The sequence below is a fragment of the Geobacter anodireducens genome, assembly GCA_001628815.1.
GTDB classification, from domain to species: Bacteria; Desulfobacterota; Desulfuromonadia; order Geobacterales; family Geobacteraceae; genus Geobacter; species Geobacter anodireducens.
Map to the genome: position 1 here is coordinate 1,951,814 of CP014963.1, position 15,566 is coordinate 1,967,379.

12 protein-coding genes, 1 tRNA gene and 2 pseudogenes are annotated in these 15,566 nt (G+C 58.5%); 12 read left to right on the forward strand and 3 right to left on the reverse strand.

Features of this window, described 5'->3' with window-relative positions; translation table 11 throughout:
• Nucleotides 1-209: 209 nt before the first annotated feature.
• The 12 genes and pseudogenes from A2G06_08880 (at nucleotide 210) to A2G06_08935 (ending at nucleotide 10,501) form a co-directional block, all read left to right on the forward strand.
• Nucleotides 210-1,211, forward strand: a complete 1,002-nt coding sequence (locus tag A2G06_08880) for a type I glyceraldehyde-3-phosphate dehydrogenase (protein ID ANA40390.1) — start codon at nucleotides 210-212, stop codon at nucleotides 1,209-1,211.
• 107 nt (nucleotides 1,212-1,318) lie between these two features.
• Nucleotides 1,319-2,515: a phosphoglycerate kinase gene (gene pgk / locus A2G06_08885; GenBank protein ID ANA40391.1), complete on the forward strand. Its 1,197-nt coding sequence runs from the start codon at nucleotides 1,319-1,321 to the stop codon at nucleotides 2,513-2,515.
• A gap of 11 nt (nucleotides 2,516-2,526) precedes the next feature.
• Nucleotides 2,527-3,282 (forward strand): triose-phosphate isomerase, encoded by a 756-nt coding sequence (tpiA, locus tag A2G06_08890; GenBank protein ID ANA40392.1) that lies wholly within the window; start codon nucleotides 2,527-2,529, stop codon nucleotides 3,280-3,282.
• 88 nt (nucleotides 3,283-3,370) lie between these two features.
• Nucleotides 3,371-3,745: a preprotein translocase subunit SecG gene (locus A2G06_08895; protein ANA40393.1), complete on the forward strand. Its 375-nt coding sequence runs from the start codon at nucleotides 3,371-3,373 to the stop codon at nucleotides 3,743-3,745.
• A gap of 109 nt (nucleotides 3,746-3,854) precedes the next feature.
• A tRNA-Leu gene (locus A2G06_08900) sits at nucleotides 3,855-3,941 on the forward strand.
• A 344-nt stretch (nucleotides 3,942-4,285) separates the two neighbouring features.
• A complete protein-coding gene (locus A2G06_08905) occupies nucleotides 4,286-4,645 on the forward strand; it encodes a two-component system response regulator (GenBank protein ANA40394.1) in 360 nt (119 codons plus the stop codon).
• Nucleotides 4,646-4,693: 48 nt separating this feature from the next.
• Nucleotides 4,694-5,556: pseudogene (locus A2G06_08910) on the forward strand (chemotaxis protein CheX).
• A 221-nt stretch (nucleotides 5,557-5,777) separates the two neighbouring features.
• The gene (locus A2G06_08915; protein ID ANA40395.1) at nucleotides 5,778-6,389 is read left to right on the forward strand and encodes a LexA family transcriptional regulator; all 612 of its coding nucleotides are present in this window, start codon (nucleotides 5,778-5,780) and stop codon (nucleotides 6,387-6,389) included.
• A gap of 49 nt (nucleotides 6,390-6,438) precedes the next feature.
• Nucleotides 6,439-7,668, forward strand: a complete 1,230-nt coding sequence (locus tag A2G06_08920) for a DNA polymerase IV (GenBank protein ID ANA40396.1) — start codon at nucleotides 6,439-6,441, stop codon at nucleotides 7,666-7,668.
• 216 nt (nucleotides 7,669-7,884) lie between these two features.
• Nucleotides 7,885-9,162: a hypothetical protein gene (locus A2G06_08925; GenBank protein ID ANA40397.1), complete on the forward strand. Its 1,278-nt coding sequence runs from the start codon at nucleotides 7,885-7,887 to the stop codon at nucleotides 9,160-9,162.
• Nucleotides 9,163-9,243: 81 nt separating this feature from the next.
• Nucleotides 9,244-9,647, forward strand: a pseudogene (locus A2G06_08930) (CoA-binding protein).
• Nucleotides 9,644-10,501 (forward strand): endonuclease III, encoded by an 858-nt coding sequence (locus A2G06_08935; protein ID ANA40398.1) that lies wholly within the window; start codon nucleotides 9,644-9,646, stop codon nucleotides 10,499-10,501. Before A2G06_08930 ends, A2G06_08935 begins: the two are co-directional and overlap by 4 nt.
• An 18-nt stretch (nucleotides 10,502-10,519) precedes the next feature.
• Here A2G06_08935 and gpmA read toward each other — a convergent pair whose 3' ends face one another.
• From gpmA to A2G06_08950, 3 genes are read right to left on the reverse strand one after another with little or no spacing between them, the layout of a single operon-like run.
• Nucleotides 10,520-11,263 carry a phosphoglyceromutase gene (gene gpmA, locus A2G06_08940; protein ID ANA40399.1) on the reverse strand — a complete coding sequence of 248 codons (744 nt, stop codon included), beginning with the start codon at nucleotides 11,261-11,263 and terminating at the stop codon, nucleotides 10,520-10,522.
• On the reverse strand, nucleotides 11,260-14,358 hold the full coding sequence (locus A2G06_08945) for an acriflavine resistance protein B (GenBank protein ID ANA40400.1): 3,099 nt from the start codon (nucleotides 14,356-14,358) through the stop codon (nucleotides 11,260-11,262). Before A2G06_08945 ends, gpmA begins: the two co-directional genes overlap by 4 nt.
• Nucleotides 14,355-15,539 (reverse strand): efflux transporter periplasmic adaptor subunit, encoded by a 1,185-nt coding sequence (locus A2G06_08950; GenBank protein ANA40401.1) that lies wholly within the window; start codon nucleotides 15,537-15,539, stop codon nucleotides 14,355-14,357. The genes A2G06_08945 and A2G06_08950 overlap by 4 nt, the downstream gene beginning before the upstream one ends.
• Nucleotides 15,540-15,566 lie beyond the last annotated feature (27 nt).

Here is a 15,566-nt window from a genome sequence, read left to right on the forward strand (position 1 = left end):
GAGAAAACGCTCCTTCTTGACGGGCCTATAGTAGCACAACTTTCATAACCTTCTCATCATTTTTATACATGCGGCGCCTCGCCCGATGCAGCGTGAGACCGTCCCTGACGGCACAAAACGGTTGACGCTCGGCCCGCAACCCTATATGATTGCGGGGTTTGTATACTACAGGCTCGCCGAGCTCTCACATCACGCGACAGGAGGTTTCAATGGCTCTCAGGGTTGCAATCAACGGTTTCGGCAGGATCGGACGCTCCGTGCTCCGCGCGGCTACCAAGGAGAAGGGTATTGAGATCGTTGCCATCAACGACCTCACCGACGCCAAGACCCTGGCTCACCTTCTTAAATATGATTCGGTCCATGGCCCGTTCCCCGGCAAGGTTGAGGTAGGCGACGGCGCAATCATCGTGAATGGCAAGCCCATCACCATCATAGCCGAGAGAAATCCCGAGCTTCTCCCGTGGAAAAAGATGAAGATCGACGTGGTCCTGGAAGCGACGGGCCTGTTCACGGCGCGCGAAAAGGCCGAACTCCACCTGAAGGCCGGCGCCAAGAAAGTCATCATCTCGGCTCCTGCCACCAACGAAGACATCACCATCGTCATGGGGGTCAACCATGACGCCTATGATCCTAAGAAGCACAACATCATTTCCAACGCCTCCTGCACCACGAACTGCCTCGCCCCCGTGGCAAAGGTTCTCCATGAAACCTTCGGCATCGAAAAAGGACTGGTCACCACGGTTCACTCCTACACCAACGACCAGCAGATTCTCGACCTTCCCCACAAGGACCTGCGTCGCGCCCGGGCCGCGGCCATGTCCATGATCCCGACCACCACCGGCGCCGCCAAGGCGGTCTCTCTCGTTCTTCCGGAGCTGAAAGGCAAACTTGACGGCATGGCCATTCGCGTCCCGACCCCCAACGTCTCGGTGGTCGACCTCGTGGTCACCCTCAAGAAGAAGACCGATGCCGAAAAAGTGAACGCAGCCCTCAAAAAAGCAGCCAAAGGAAGCCTCAAGGGAATCCTCAGATTCGAGGAAGAGCCCCTGGTCTCCATCGACTTCAACGGCACCACTCACTCCTCCATCGTTGACGCTCCGAGCACCAAGGTCATTGACGGCACCATGGTAAAGGTCCTTTCGTGGTATGACAACGAAACCGGTTTCTCCAACCGGGTCGTGGACCTGATGAAACTCATCGCGTCCAAGTAAACCGGATACACGCAAGGGGGGGGATCAATCCCCCCTTTTCTTTTGCCCGCCAGTCAGACCACCCCTGCCCCCTGCATTACTGACAACCATCTACTCGGGAGGAAACCATGGCAATCCGCTATATTGACGAAATACCTGAACTTAAAGGCAAAAAGGTCTTCATCAGGGTCGACTTCAACGTTCCCCTGGACGAACATCAGAATATCACCGAAGACACGCGCATCAGGGCGGTCCTCCCCACCATCAACTTCGCCCTCGATGCCGGCGCGAAAGTGATTCTCGCTTCCCACCTGGGACGCCCCAAGGGGGAGCGCAAGCCCAAGTACTCCATGACCCCGGCGGCAAAGCGTCTCTCGCGGCTCCTGGGTAAAGAGGTACTCCTGGCGCCCGACTGCATCGGCAGCGAAGTTCGGCAGATGATCGACGCCATGAAATCCGGCGACATCATCATGCTGGAAAACGTACGCTTCTATGAGGGCGAGGAGAAAAACGACGAAAACTTTGCCCGCGAACTGGCCAACGGCTGCGAGATCTACGTGAACGACGCCTTTGCCGTCTCGCACCGGGCCCATGCGTCAGTTGAAGCGATAACAGCGTTCTTTCCGGTAGTTGCGGCCGGATTTCTCATGAAGAACGAAATGAACTACTTCGAAAAGGCAATGCAAAAGCCGATCCGCCCGCTGGTCGCCATCCTGGGCGGGGCAAAGGTTTCGGGCAAGCTGGAAGTTCTCGAAAGCCTGCTCAACAAGGTGGACAAAATCATCATCGGCGGAGGCATGGCATTCACTTTCCTGAAGGCCCTCGGCTACAACGTGGGCAAGTCGCTGGTGGAGGAGGATTTGATCGAAACGGCCCGCTCGACCTACGCCAAAGCCCGAGAAAAGGGGATCAAGTTCTACCTCCCCGTTGACTGCGTGGCTGCCGACCGGTTCAACCCCGAGGCCGAGACCAAGGTGACCACCATTCAGGAAATCCCCGAAGAGTGGATGGCGCTTGATATCGGTCCCGCCACGGTGGCCCTCTTCACCGAGGCGCTCCAGAACGCCAAGACCATCATCTGGAACGGCCCCATGGGGGTTTTCGAGATGGATGCCTTTTCCCGCGGGACCTTTGCCATGGTGACAGCCGTGGCCAACTCCTACGCCCTTACCATTGTCGGCGGCGGCGACACCGACTCGGCGGTCCACCGCGCCGGTGAATATGCCAAGATCAGCTACATCTCCACCGGCGGCGGCGCCTTTCTTGAGCTCCTCGAAGGCAAGAAACTCCCCGGCATCAAGGTGCTCGAAGAAAACGGAAAATAGGAGGAGCGTCCATGAGAACACCCGTCATTGCAGGAAACTGGAAGCTGTTCAAAAAGCGCGCCGAGGCCCGTGAACTGGTCAATGGGCTTGCTCCGCTGGTGAAGGATGTGCAGGGGGTCGAAATCATCGTGGCTCCGGTTTTTACCGTGCTGGCCGCCGTAAAGGGCGCCCTGGACGGCTCAGCCATCAAGCTCGCTGGCCAGGACTGCTTCTGGGAAGAGGAAGGGGCTTACACCGGCGAGATTTCGCCGGGCATGCTCGTGGATGCCGGATGCAGCCATGTCATCATCGGCCATTCAGAGCGCCGCCAGTATTTCGGCGAAACCGATGAAACCGTGAATCGCAAGATCAAGGCCGCCCTCAAGGCAGGACTCACGGCCATTGCCTGCATCGGAGAATCCCTGGTAGAGCGCGAGGCGGGCACAACGTTCGACGTGCTGCGGGCACAGTTGAACGGCGGACTGGCCGGGCTTTCCGCCGGCGACCTCAAAGACGTCATCATTGCCTATGAGCCGGTATGGGCCATAGGCACCGGAAAAACCGCCACGGACGCCCAGGCCCAGGAAGCTCACGCCTTCATCAGGGGCGTAGTGTCCGAACTTCTCGGCAAACCGGCGGCAGAGGCGGTTCGCATCCTTTACGGAGGCAGCGTGAAGCCCGAGAACATCAAAGGGCTCATGACCCAACCCGATATCGACGGCGCACTGGTGGGAGGGGCCAGCCTCAAGGCGGACTCTTTTGCGGCCATTGCTTCATTCAGCATGTAAACACGAAAGAACGCCAAGTTAGGACTTGGCATTTCAATTAACCTGTGGTATGGATTTCAGGTTACTAACATACAGTGGAGTTGGCATTATGATGATCTTTTTGACGTTTCTTCACATTCTCGTCTGTCTCGCGCTGATCGGCATCGTTTTGCTCCAGTCTGGCAAGGGAGCCGAAATGGGCGCATCGTTCGGTGCGGGCGGCAGCCAGTCGGTCTTCGGCGCCAGCGGAGGAACAACCTTCCTCAGCAAACTCACCACTGCCGCAGCCGTCATCTTCATGCTGACATCCCTTACCCTCGCGTACCTGTCCGGCCGCGCGGAAACCTCGTCCATCATGCCTGCCAAGGGTGTGTCGGCTCCGGCTCCCCAACCGGCTGCGCCGCCGGCGCAGCCTCAACAGAGCCAGCCAGCTCCCGCGCAACCGGCGGTCCCCACGCCGACACCGGCAGCACCGGCAAAATAGAGGTTCCGGAAAAAAGCAGTTGACACCCACACAGAGATAATGCTACAAAGTGGGTCCCTGATGACGAAGAAGCCTGATGCCATCAGGGTTCAGACAAAAACAAAGGTTTGCGGTAGTGGCGGAATTGGTAGACGCACCAGCTTGAGGGGCTGGCGGGGGTTACCCCGTGATGGTTCGAGTCCATTCTACCGCACCAACAACAAAGGCCCATCAACTAGATTGATGGGCCTTTTCTTTTGCCCACAAATTATGCAACACCTGATATGCCAATCTTACCCTTGCTCACAATAAAGAGGCGCGCCACATGAAACGGCGCGCCCCTTTCTTCTTTATCGAAAGCCGGAAAGGCGAGTAACGATCCTGGTAAGACGCCTCGGTAACTCTTAAATTAAACAGGCATAATCTCACCGTCACCCGCCAATGACAGCCGGAGCCCGTCTCCGGCTGTTTTTTTGCTAAACGAAACGGGCAACCTGCCGATATGAAATTATGTATGGAGAAATCAAACGCGTTCGGCGTGACCATAGGAAGGAGGAATGCATGAAAAAGGTTCTCATTGTGGACGACAGCATCTCGGTGGCCCGTCAGCTTGACAAGATTCTTTCGGAAAGCGGCGAATTCCAGGTGGTCGGACACGGCAAGAACGGCATGGAGGCCATCCGCATGCACCAGACCGAGCACCCGGATATCATCTGCATGGACATGAACATGCCGGGCATGGATGGACTCACGGCCCTGCGAACCCTGGTGGCCCTTGACAAGAACATCAAGGTGGTGATGGTCACCTCCCTGGGTGGAGTCGGCGACAAGTTCACCGAAGCCCTGCGGCTCGGCGCCCGGACAGTCATCTCCAAGCCCTTCGAGGCTGACAATGTACTGAAGATCCTCCGCGAGCTCTAACCCGGCTCGCCCCCCCCTTATTCATCAATCTCGCAGGGAGGACCGGACATGGCGGTCAAGTTTTTCGGACAGTTTCTCGTTGAAAAAGGAGTGGTAACGCGGGAAGTTCTCCTGCAGGCCATAGAATTGCAAGAATCGGTAAACCTGAGCTTCGGCGCCACGGCCATGGCCATGGGGCTTCTGACCGAAGCCGACATCGAAAAAGTCCACAACGCCCAGCGGTGCGAAGACCTGCGCTTCGGCGACATGGCCGTCAAGCTGGAGCTTCTCACTGCCGACCAGATGCAGCAGGTGCTCACCCGCCAAAAGAACGGCCACCTTTACATCGGCGAAGCCCTGGTCAAGGTCGGCGGGCTTTCCGCCGACGACCTTCCCCGCTATCTGGACGAATTCAAGGTGGATCAGGCTCAGTACGCCACTGACACGGTAAGCATCCCGGCCGGCCTTGCAAACCCGAACATCTGGGAAATGGTAGTCGACCTCTCCCGCAAGATGCTTACCCGGGTGGCGCTTCTCACGTTTCGTCCCGAACCGTGCTTTGTGGCGAATCGGCTGCCCAGGAAGGATGTCTACGCGGCCATGGATTTCTCCGGCGACGTCTCCGGGTGCTACCTGATGGGAGTGTCCACGGATGCCCAGGCCAGAATCGCCAGGCAATCCTCAAGGAAGCCAATGTGGACGAAGAGCCCAAGGAGGTTCTGGACGACACGGTGATGGAATTCATCAACGTGGTATGCGGCAACATAGCCGCCAAGGCGGCTCAACTCGGCAAATCAATCGAAATCGCGCCTCCCAGGATCGTTGAGGCATCCGGCGGCATCGTTCCGCCGGCCGATCACCTCTGCCTGTGCTTCCCCGCATGCCTGGCCGAGGGGGATCACGTGGAACTGGCAGTCTTTATCAAGGAATAACCGATCGTTACCCCCGTGCGTTGAATCCGGGCGCACGGGGGATGCCCCGCACCGCTTCTCCCGATTCGCGCCATTACACACCATCCTTCCCGAATCTCTTCCCCCTGCCCTGTTGCCTGACTCTATCCTAAGGCAATTCCCGCTCACTGTTTCCCATCCTTGACACCTTTGTTTTTTTCATGTTAGGTTGACATATGACAACCAACAAGGGAGCCGTCCCCATGGAAACACTTACCCCCCGCCAGCGCACCGTGCTTGAGTTCATAACCTCCCACGTGGATCGTTACGGCTATCCTCCTACCATTCGGGAAATAGCCCACCACCTGAACGTGAGCGGCACACTGGGCATTGCAAAGCACCTGGAGGCTCTTGCCCGGAAAGGCTACCTCCAGCGGGAACCGGGGAACTCGCGCGGCATAACTCTGACTGGGCGGGCACGGCGCGCCCCTGCCGTTTCGTTACCCGTGATCGGGGTTGTGCGGGCCGGAGTCCCCCAGATCGCCACAGAGGAAATCGAGGAGCACATCTCGATTGATCAGTCCCTGGTCAAAGGCGGCGCCTTTTTTCTCAGAGTCAAGGGCGACTCCATGATCAATGCCGCGATCATCGAAGGGGACCTGGCCCTGGTCCGCCCCCAGCAGACAGCGGAGAACCGCGACATCGTGGTAGCCATGATCGACGGCGAAGCAACGCTCAAGCGTTTCTACCAGGGAGCGGACCATATCCGGCTTCAGCCCGAAAATCCCAATATGGCCCCCATCATAGTTCGGAGCGGGGGACAGGAGGCATGGATAATCGGCAAGGTAGTAGGTATTTACCGGCGCATGTGCTGACAGCAGGCACAATTAATACATAGGTAAGCAGGTGCGCTGATACTTAATTATGAACGCCCATCGAACCATCCTCCATCTGGACATGAACGCCTTTTTTGCCTCTGTCGAGCAACAAGCAGACCCATCCCTCCAGGGAAAGCCGGTTGCGGTTATCGGGTCAGGCGCGCGCACCATCATCACCACCGCATCCTACGAGGCCCGCGCCCACGGGGTCAGGACAGGCATGACAACTCACGAGGCAAAACGGCTCTGCCCGGAATTGATCCTCGTTATCGGCAACAACCGGGAATACACCCGCATTTCAAAACTGATCTTCGAAATGCTCGGGCAATTTACCCCCCTTGTGGAAGTCTTTTCCATTGACGAAGCCTTTCTCGACCTGAGCGGTTCGCTTCGACTTTTCGGCAGCGCCGACGTGATTGCCCGCGAGATTAAAGCCCGCATCCTGGACCGATTCGGCCTCACCTGCTCCATCGGCATCGCTCCAAACAAGCTTTTGGCAAAACTCGCCTCTGACATGCAAAAGCCTGACGGCCTCACCATCATCCCACCCGAAAACGTGGCTTCACTCATGAAAACGACCCCGATCCGCAGCCTCTGCGGAATAGGCCCATCCACTGAACAACGACTGAAATACCTTGGCATTTCCACCTGCAACGACCTGGGACACTTCAGCCCGGGGATACTTAGCCGACATTTCGGTGTCATGGGAGCACGACTCACACAGATGGGACAGGGCATTGACGACTCCCCCGTAATACCGACCACAACGGAAGAAGAAGTGAAAAGCATCAGCCACAGCACAACCCTGGACCACGACCTCACCAGCAAGGAAGACGTACATAAGTACCTGCTTATGTTGTCAGAGATGGTTGGACGCCGCGCGCGCCGCTACAAAACCAAAGGAAAAACAGTTACCCTGACAATACGGTATGCCGATTTCACCACGTTCAGCCGCCAGGAAACCCTCCCCTCCCCATTGAATCGAAGCAGCGACATTTATCGAGCCGCCACTGCACTGCTCGACACACTCCACTTAACGCAACCAATACGACTCCTGGGCGTGGCCATCAGCAACCTTGTACATGCCTCGGAACAGCTCCCCCTCTTCCCGGAAGAACAGCGGCTCACAACCCTCTCGCAAGCCATGGACCAGGTTAACGACCGGTTCGGAGACACTGCCGTCACCTTTGGCACCCTGCTGGGACAAGACAACTGCTCACACGTTATCGCCCCTGCCTGGAGACCCGCTGGCATACGTGACGTAGAAGTAAAGTAATTACGATAGTAAAGCCACATAGACAACCATATCTCGCCTACCAACTCAACGCACACCAAACTTACATACATACCTAATCACCCGAGACCATTGGTCTCAGGATTCTGCCGCAAAGATGAATGCTCGCTCCAGAGTGGTACACTTGCTACAGATATCAAGTTCGGGCCGGGTGAAGACACAAGAAGAAATACCCGGCGCCCGAGCGGGAGACGAGCGATGATCAGGGCAAGAACGAGATGGGCGCCTTTCCCCGCTGTTGCCGCACTCCTGCTCTGCCTGACAATGCTTCTTGCCTCATGGGCAGAGACGACATCCCGGGCACCGGCTGTTACCCTTTACTTTTTCTGGGGTGAAGGCTGCCCCCATTGCGAACGGGCCAAGACCTACCTCGCTGACGCCCACCACCGCTTTCCCGGCCTGGAAATCCGCTCCTACGAAGTGCTGCACAATGAAAACAACCTCAATCTCCTCATGACCATGTCCCGCAAACTGGGAACAGAGGCTAAAGGGGTCCCAACCTTTATTATTGCCAACAAGATGCTCGACGGTTTTTCAGATGAAACCCGTCGTGAGCTGGAACAGGAGATCGTCAGACGCACCGCGACATCCCACCCAGCCGGCGAAAACGACACACAAGGCAGAGCCGGCAATGCGGCCCCGCTCACCCTTCCTCTCCTCGGAACCATTTCGGCCGAGAGACTGTCCCTGCCCTTTTTCACCCTCGCCGTTGCAACGCTCGACAGCTTTAACCCCTGCGCGTTCTTTGTGCTCCTCTTTCTCCTGAGTCTCATGGTTCATGCCCATTCCCGCCACAAAATGGCACTAATCGGCGGGGTGTTCGTCTTTTTCTCCGGCTTGGTCTATTTTCTCTTCATGGCGGCCTGGCTGAATCTCTTTCTGGTAACCGGACACCTGACCTGGATTACCGTGCTGGCTGCCGTCGCGGCTTTGATCATCGCAACCATGAACGTGAAGGACTTTTTTCTGTTCGAAAGGGGAGTGTCGCTCGTCATCCCCGAAGAGGCAAAACCCAGGCTCTTCGAACGAATGAGAAACCTTGTCAGGGCAGGAACCCTACCAGCCATGCTGGCGGGTACCGTAGTGCTCGCCTTGGCCGCCAACAGTTACGAACTCCTCTGCACCGCCGGCTTTCCCATGGTATTCACACGGGTTCTGACCCTGCGCGAACTGCCGTCATCGGCCTATTACCTCTATCTGGGGTTTTACAATGTCGTCTATGTGATTCCCCTGGCGATTATCGTGGGAATCTTTACGATCACCCTTGGCAGCCGGAAGTTGACCGAATGGCAGGGACGGGTTCTCAAGCTCGTGTCAGGTATCATGATGCTCAGCCTCGGATTCGTGCTGCTGCTCAGGCCAACGCTTTTGAATAACGCCTTCATCTCACTGGGGATCATGGCCGCATCCCTTGCGGTTTCATGGGTGATAGTAACCATAGTCAAGCAAATAAAGCCCGACTGGACCCGGCATTGAACGCACAGAAACGGATTCCGGCTGGTGATTTTCGCAAAAGGATATACAATCAATCTCGTCACAACACGAGAGGAGGACACCATGAGCACGAAAGAGCAGATCGACGCCTTTTTCGCCGCCAAGGCGTTCGGGTGGTGGGAGCCTCGGCCGACCGGCACAAATACGGCAACAAGGTCCTGAGGGTCTATCAGCAGAAAAACCTGAAGGTCGTCCCGGTGAACCCCAGGGAACAGGAAATTGAAGGAGTGGCCTGCGTGGCCAGCGTGATGGACCTGCCGGATGAGGTAACGAGCATCTCGGTCATTACGCCGCCGAAGATCACTGAAGAGGTGGTGGAAATGGCTGCCCGCAAGGGCATCCGCACTATCTGGATGCAACCGGGAGCCGAAAGCGACAAGGCGGTGGAGCTTTGCCGTCAAAATGGCATCGCTGTCATCGCTGACGGGAGCTGCATCCTTGTTGTCCTGGGGTACCGCGACCATTGAACAGGGGACAGGAGCTGACGCATCTCTTCCGCCAGGAAGGGCTCACGCCGGCCGTGGCAGACCTCTTCCGGCGGATCGTGTATGACTGGTACGTACCCCAGCGTCGCGAACTCCCCTGGCGGGAGACCTTTGATCCATACGCCATCCTCGTGTCAGAGATCATGCTCCAGCAGACGCAGGTGGAGCGCGTCAGGGAAAAGTACGCAACGTTCCTGGCCGAGTTTCCTGACCTGAGGGCCCTGGCTGCGGCGCCACTGGAACGGGTTCTTGCGGCATGGCAGGGGCTTGGCTACAACCGGCGCGCCGTGAACCTCAAGCGCTGCGCCGAGGCGGTTGTCGCAAGCCTGGGAGGAGAGGTCCCCGCCGATCCGAACGAATTGGTCCGGCTGCCGGGCATTGGAACGTACACGTCCCGGGCAGTGGTCGTCTTTGCCTTCAACACCCCCCTGCCCTTCATCGAGACCAATATCCGCAGCGTGTATATCCACCATTTCTTCGCGGACCAAAGCGGCATTCACGACCGCGATCTCATGCCTCTGATCGAACAGACCCTGGACCGCGATAATCCCCGCGAATGGTATTACGCTCTCATGGATTACGGATCGCACCTGAAGCGACTGCATGGCAATCCGTCGCGCCGCAGTTCACATCATACGCGACAGACGCCGTTCAAGGGATCCAACCGGGAGGTGCGCAGCCGCATCCTCCGGGCCGTGCTGGAAAATCCGGGTATCAGCCGCGATGCGCTTGAAAAGGCAGTGGGAGCGAGCAGCGAAATCGTGGGGAAAAACCTGGAACAGCTTGCCGCGGAAGGATTTATCGTGTCGCGGGGCCCAGGGTATCGCATCCTATAGCCCCTGACACACACATACTTACCTCTTCACCTGATCCGCCACCGACTGGGTGGCCCGGGCAACCTCGTCAGGATCACCCAGGTAATAGCTTCGTATGGGGCGCAGGTCATCTTCCAGTTCATAGACAAGGGGAATACCGGTGGGAATGTTCAGGCCGGCAATGGCGTCGTCCCCGATACCGTCCAGGTGTTTCACCAGGGCCCGCAGACTGTTGCCATGGGCTGCGATGAGCAGCCGACGGCCTGCCAGGATGCGTGGCGCGATTGCCTCATGCCAGTAGGGAAGGAAACGGGCTACGGTATCCTTGAGCGACTCGGTCAGGGGGATATCTGCGGGATCAAGCTCCGCATAGCGCGGGTCCCGTGCGGGGTTGCGCGGATCGCCGGCGGCCAGGGGCGGCGGCGGAACATCATAGCTGCGACGCCAGACATGAACCTGTTCCATACCGTGCTTTTCGGCGATTTCGGCCTTGTTGAGCCCCTGGAGCGCGCCGTAGTGGCGCTCATTGAGCCGCCAATGACGGTGCTCCGGAATCCACATCTGATCCATCTCCTCCAAAATGATCCAGAGGGTTTTGATGGCCCGCTTGAGCACTGAGGTGAACGCCTCGTCAAAGGCAAACCCCTCGTTTTTCAAGGTACGACCGGCACGCAGGGCCTCTGCCGCGCCCGTATCGGTCAGACCCACGTCAGTCCAGCCGGTAAAACGGTTTTCCCTGTTCCAGACACTTTCCCCATGACGAATCAGAACGAGCGTTCTCATGCGCTGACCCTCCGGCGGCCCGGCAGTTTCCCGACGAACCATTCCTGCATGCGGTCCATGTAGTAATAAATAACCGGTGTTATGTAAAGGGTCAGCAACTGGGACACCAGAAGCCCCCCCACCACAGCCAGCCCCAGGGTACGCCTGGCCTCGGCCCCGGCACCGATCCCCAGGGCAATGGGGAGCGTTCCCATCAGCGCCGCCATAGTGGTCATCATGATGGGGCGGAAACGGACGAGAGCCCCCTGATGGATTGCCTCCAGTGGTGGTTTCCCCTCGGTGCGCTGGGCCTCCAGGGCGAAGTCGATCATCATGATCGCGTTTTTCTTAACAATGCCAATCAGCATGATGAGACCGACAAAGCCGTAGAGATTCAGTTCCTTGCCGAAGATCATCAGGGTAATGAGTGCCCCGAACCCGGCTGACGGAAGACCCGACAGGATGGTGAGGGGATGGATATAGCTCTCATAGAGAATGCCGAGGACAATGTAGATTACCACGATCGCCATGATGATCAGGACAATTAGCCCCGTGGTCGACTGCTGGTAGGCCTGGGCAACTCCCTGGAAACTGGTGGTGAATGAAGCTGGAAGCGTATCGCGGCTCACCTGCTCGATGGCTGACACGGCCTCGCTGAGAGGGGTGTCCGGCCGCAGGTTGAAGGAGATGGTCACCGCCGGGATCTGCCCCAGATGGTTCACGGAAAGGGGACCGAGAGTCCGCCGCAGGGTAGCGAGGGTGTTGAGAGGAACAAGGTCGCCCTGCTGAGAACGGATGTAAAGCATGGACAGGGCTGCCGGGTCGGTCTGGTAGCGGGGCTCCAGTTCCAGGATAACCTTGAACTGGTTGTTTGGAGCGAAGATGGTGGAAACCTGGCGGGAGCCGTAAGCGTAATAGAGGGCATCCTCCACCTGGTGGGCGGTGATGCCGAGGGCCGACGCCTTGTCCCGGTCTATGTCGAGTTGCACCTGGGGATTATTGAGTTGGAGGTCGCTGGTCACGTCCAGCAGGAGCGGCACCTGCTTCAGCCTGGCCTCCAGGTCGGCTGCGCGCCGGTAGAGTTCATCCGTATCGGGACTCTGGAGCACGAACTGATACTGGCTCTTGGCCAACTGAGCCTCCAGTCGAATCGGCGGCGGATTCTGGAGGAACATGAGAATCCCGGGCACAGCCATGACTTTCGGCCGGAGCTGCTGGATGACCTGATCCGCGTTAAGCTTCCGCTCGTGGCGGGGCTTGAGCCGAATGAACATGAACCCCGAATTGGAGGACACCCGGCTCCCGGCGGCGCCCGCCGAAGACATGAATCCTTCAACGTTCGGGTCCTGGAGCACAATGGCCGCCAACTGCTGCTGCTTGGCCTTCATTTCCTCGAAGGAAATCCCCTGGGCACCCTCGGTAATAGCGAAGATGGCCCCGATGTCGTCGCTGGGCAGCAGCCCTGTGGGGATTCTCGTGAAGAGCCAGATGGTGAGCAGGGTCATGGCAAGGGTGCCGGCCAACACGGTCCGGCGGAGCCTCAGAACCTTTGCCAGAGTCACTTCGTAGAGGCGGTACATGCCGTCGAAAAACCGCTCCATGACCGTATAAAACCTGCCGTGGCCCTTTTCACCACTGTGCGGACGAAGGAAGCGGCTGCACAGCATGGGGGTCAGCGAGAGCGATACGAAGCCGGAAATGAGAATGGCCAGGCTGATGGTGACGGCGAATTCGTGGAGCAGCCGGCCAAGCATCCCTTTCATGAAAAGAACCGGGATAAAGACCGCCACCAATGAAATGGTCATGGAGACAATGGTGAATCCGATCTCGCGGGAGCCACGGAGGGACGCCTCCATGGGGCTCTCCCCCTTCTCCAGGTGACGGACGATGTTCTCCAGCATGACAATGGCGTCGTCCACCACGAAGCCCACCGACAGGGTAAGAGCCAACAATGAGATGTTGTTGACCGAAAACCCCATCAGGTACATGGCCGAAAAGGCGCCGACAATGGAGAGCGGTAGCGCCAGGCTCGGAATTACCGTTGCCGGCAGGTTGCGCAGGAAGAGAAAAATCACCATGATGACCAGGCAGATGGTGAGCACCATGGTGAACTTCACATCGGCGACCGACTCCTTGATCCCCTCGGTCCGGTCAAAGTGGATGCTCAGATCCACCGAGCCGGGGAGTTGGGAGCGGAACTGGGGAAGCAGCTCCTTGATCCTGCTTACCACTTCGATGGTATTGGTGCCCGGCTGGCGCTGGATGGCAAGGACAATGGCACGGGTCTGTTTGTACCAGCCGGCCACCTTGTCGTTCTCCACGCTGTCAATCACCCGGCCGATCTCTCCGAGACGGACCGGCGAGCCGTTGCGGTAGGCGACGATGAGCGGCTCATACTCCTTTGCGCTGTAAAGCTGGCCACTGGTCTGGATCGTCAGGGCCTCGTGCTTTCCCTGGAGGGTGCCGGTTGGAAGGTTCACGTTCCCCCGCTCCAGGGCCTGGGCCACCTCGTCAATGCCGATCTTGCGGGCCGCCAAGGCCTTGGGGTCCACCTGAACCCGTACCGCATACTTCTGGGAGCCGTAGATCTGTACCGAGGCCACGCCGTTGACCATGGAAATCCGTTGGGCGATCATGGTATCGGCGTATTCGTGGACCGTGGAGAGGGGAAGCGTCGGCGAACTGAGAACCAGATAGAGGATCGGCTGATCGGCCGGATTCACCTTCTGGAACGATGGGGGGGCCGGCATATCCTGTGGAAGCTGGCGCTGGGCCCGGGAAATGGCGGCCTGGACATCCTGGGCCGCGGCATCGATGTCCCGCTCCAGGGTGAACTTGATGGTAATGCGGGATATGCCGATGCCGTTGGTGGAGGTCATGGAGTCGACACCGGCAATGGTGGAAAACTCGCGCTCCAGGGGGAGCGCCACCGATGAGGCCATGGTGTCGGGGTTGGCGCCCGGCAGAGTGGCGGAAACCTGGATGGTCGGGTAGTCGACGGTGGGCAGGTCGTTGACCGGCAGCTTGTCGTAGGCGATGAGGCCGAAAAGCATGACCGCCAGCATGATGAGGCTCGTCATGACCGGCCGGCGGATGAAGATTTCGGCAATGTTCATGGGTGCTTACCCGGCTCAGGGGGGGAAGCGCCGGCACCTCCGGGTCGTTTTTCCGTTACCTTGGCACTGGGGGTCAGCCGCATCTGGCCGTCGGTCACAACCGTTTCACCCGGAGCGACGCCCTGCTCGATGACAGTGAGTCCTTCATGGGTGATACCCGGCGTTACGGGGCGGACCTCCACGGAGGAGTCGGCCTTTACCACAAAGAGATAAGGGCCGCTCTGTCCGGTCTGGAGAGCCTGGGACGGCACCACGACGGCATCGGCGCGGGACGCGAGGGTCACGACCACGTTGACGAATTGACCGGGCCAGAGCCGCCGCCCCTTGTTCTCAAAGATTCCCTTGAGTTTGATGGTACCGGTGGCAGCGTCGACCGCATTGTCGAGAAAGCTGATGGTCCCCTGCTCCGCCGGTCCCTGATCATTGGGAATGATCGCCGCCACCGCGAGCCGTCCGGACGCCAACCGGTGCTTGATCTCGGCAAGGTCTTTCTCAGGAATGGCAAAGGTTACGTAGATCGGAGTTATCTGGTTGATCGTAACCAGCGGCGGATTCTCGTTTGCCTTGACGATGTTCCCCGCATGCACCGCCAGGTTGCCGGTTCGGCCCGAAAGGGGCGAGCGTATGGTGCAGTAGGAGAGTTCGACCCTGGCGTTCTCCACGGCGGCCCGGTCGGCGGCAACATCCGCCGCGAATGCCTCCGCCTTGGTGCGGTACTGCTCATACTGCTCCTGGGTCACGATCCCTTCTGTCAGCAGTTGGGCATAGCGTTCCGCGTCCTGGCGGGCATTGCGCGCCTGGACCAGATTTCGGGAAAGATTTGCTTCCGCTTTTTTCAGGGCGGCGGCATAGGTACGCGGATCTATGGCAAACAGGAGATCGCCCTTTTTCACGTCCTGCCCTTCGGTAAAGTGAACGCTCACCACCTCACCGCTCACCTGGGCCTTGACCGCCACCGTGGCATAGGGCTCCACATTGCCGATGGCCTTGATCTGAACCGGAATCGTCTTCCGCTCCACCTTTGCGAGCACGACCGGCACCGGCGGCTTTACCGTTGGTTTCTGCTCCTTGGGGGAGCAGGCGCACAGCGCGAGAGCAGGCACGACCGCAGACGCCGCAACGGCATGCCGTCCCCAACGGCGAAGCGCGCGAAAGGCTGTCATCACATTCATCAAGGCCATTCAGAACTCCATCATCAGTCCGGACGT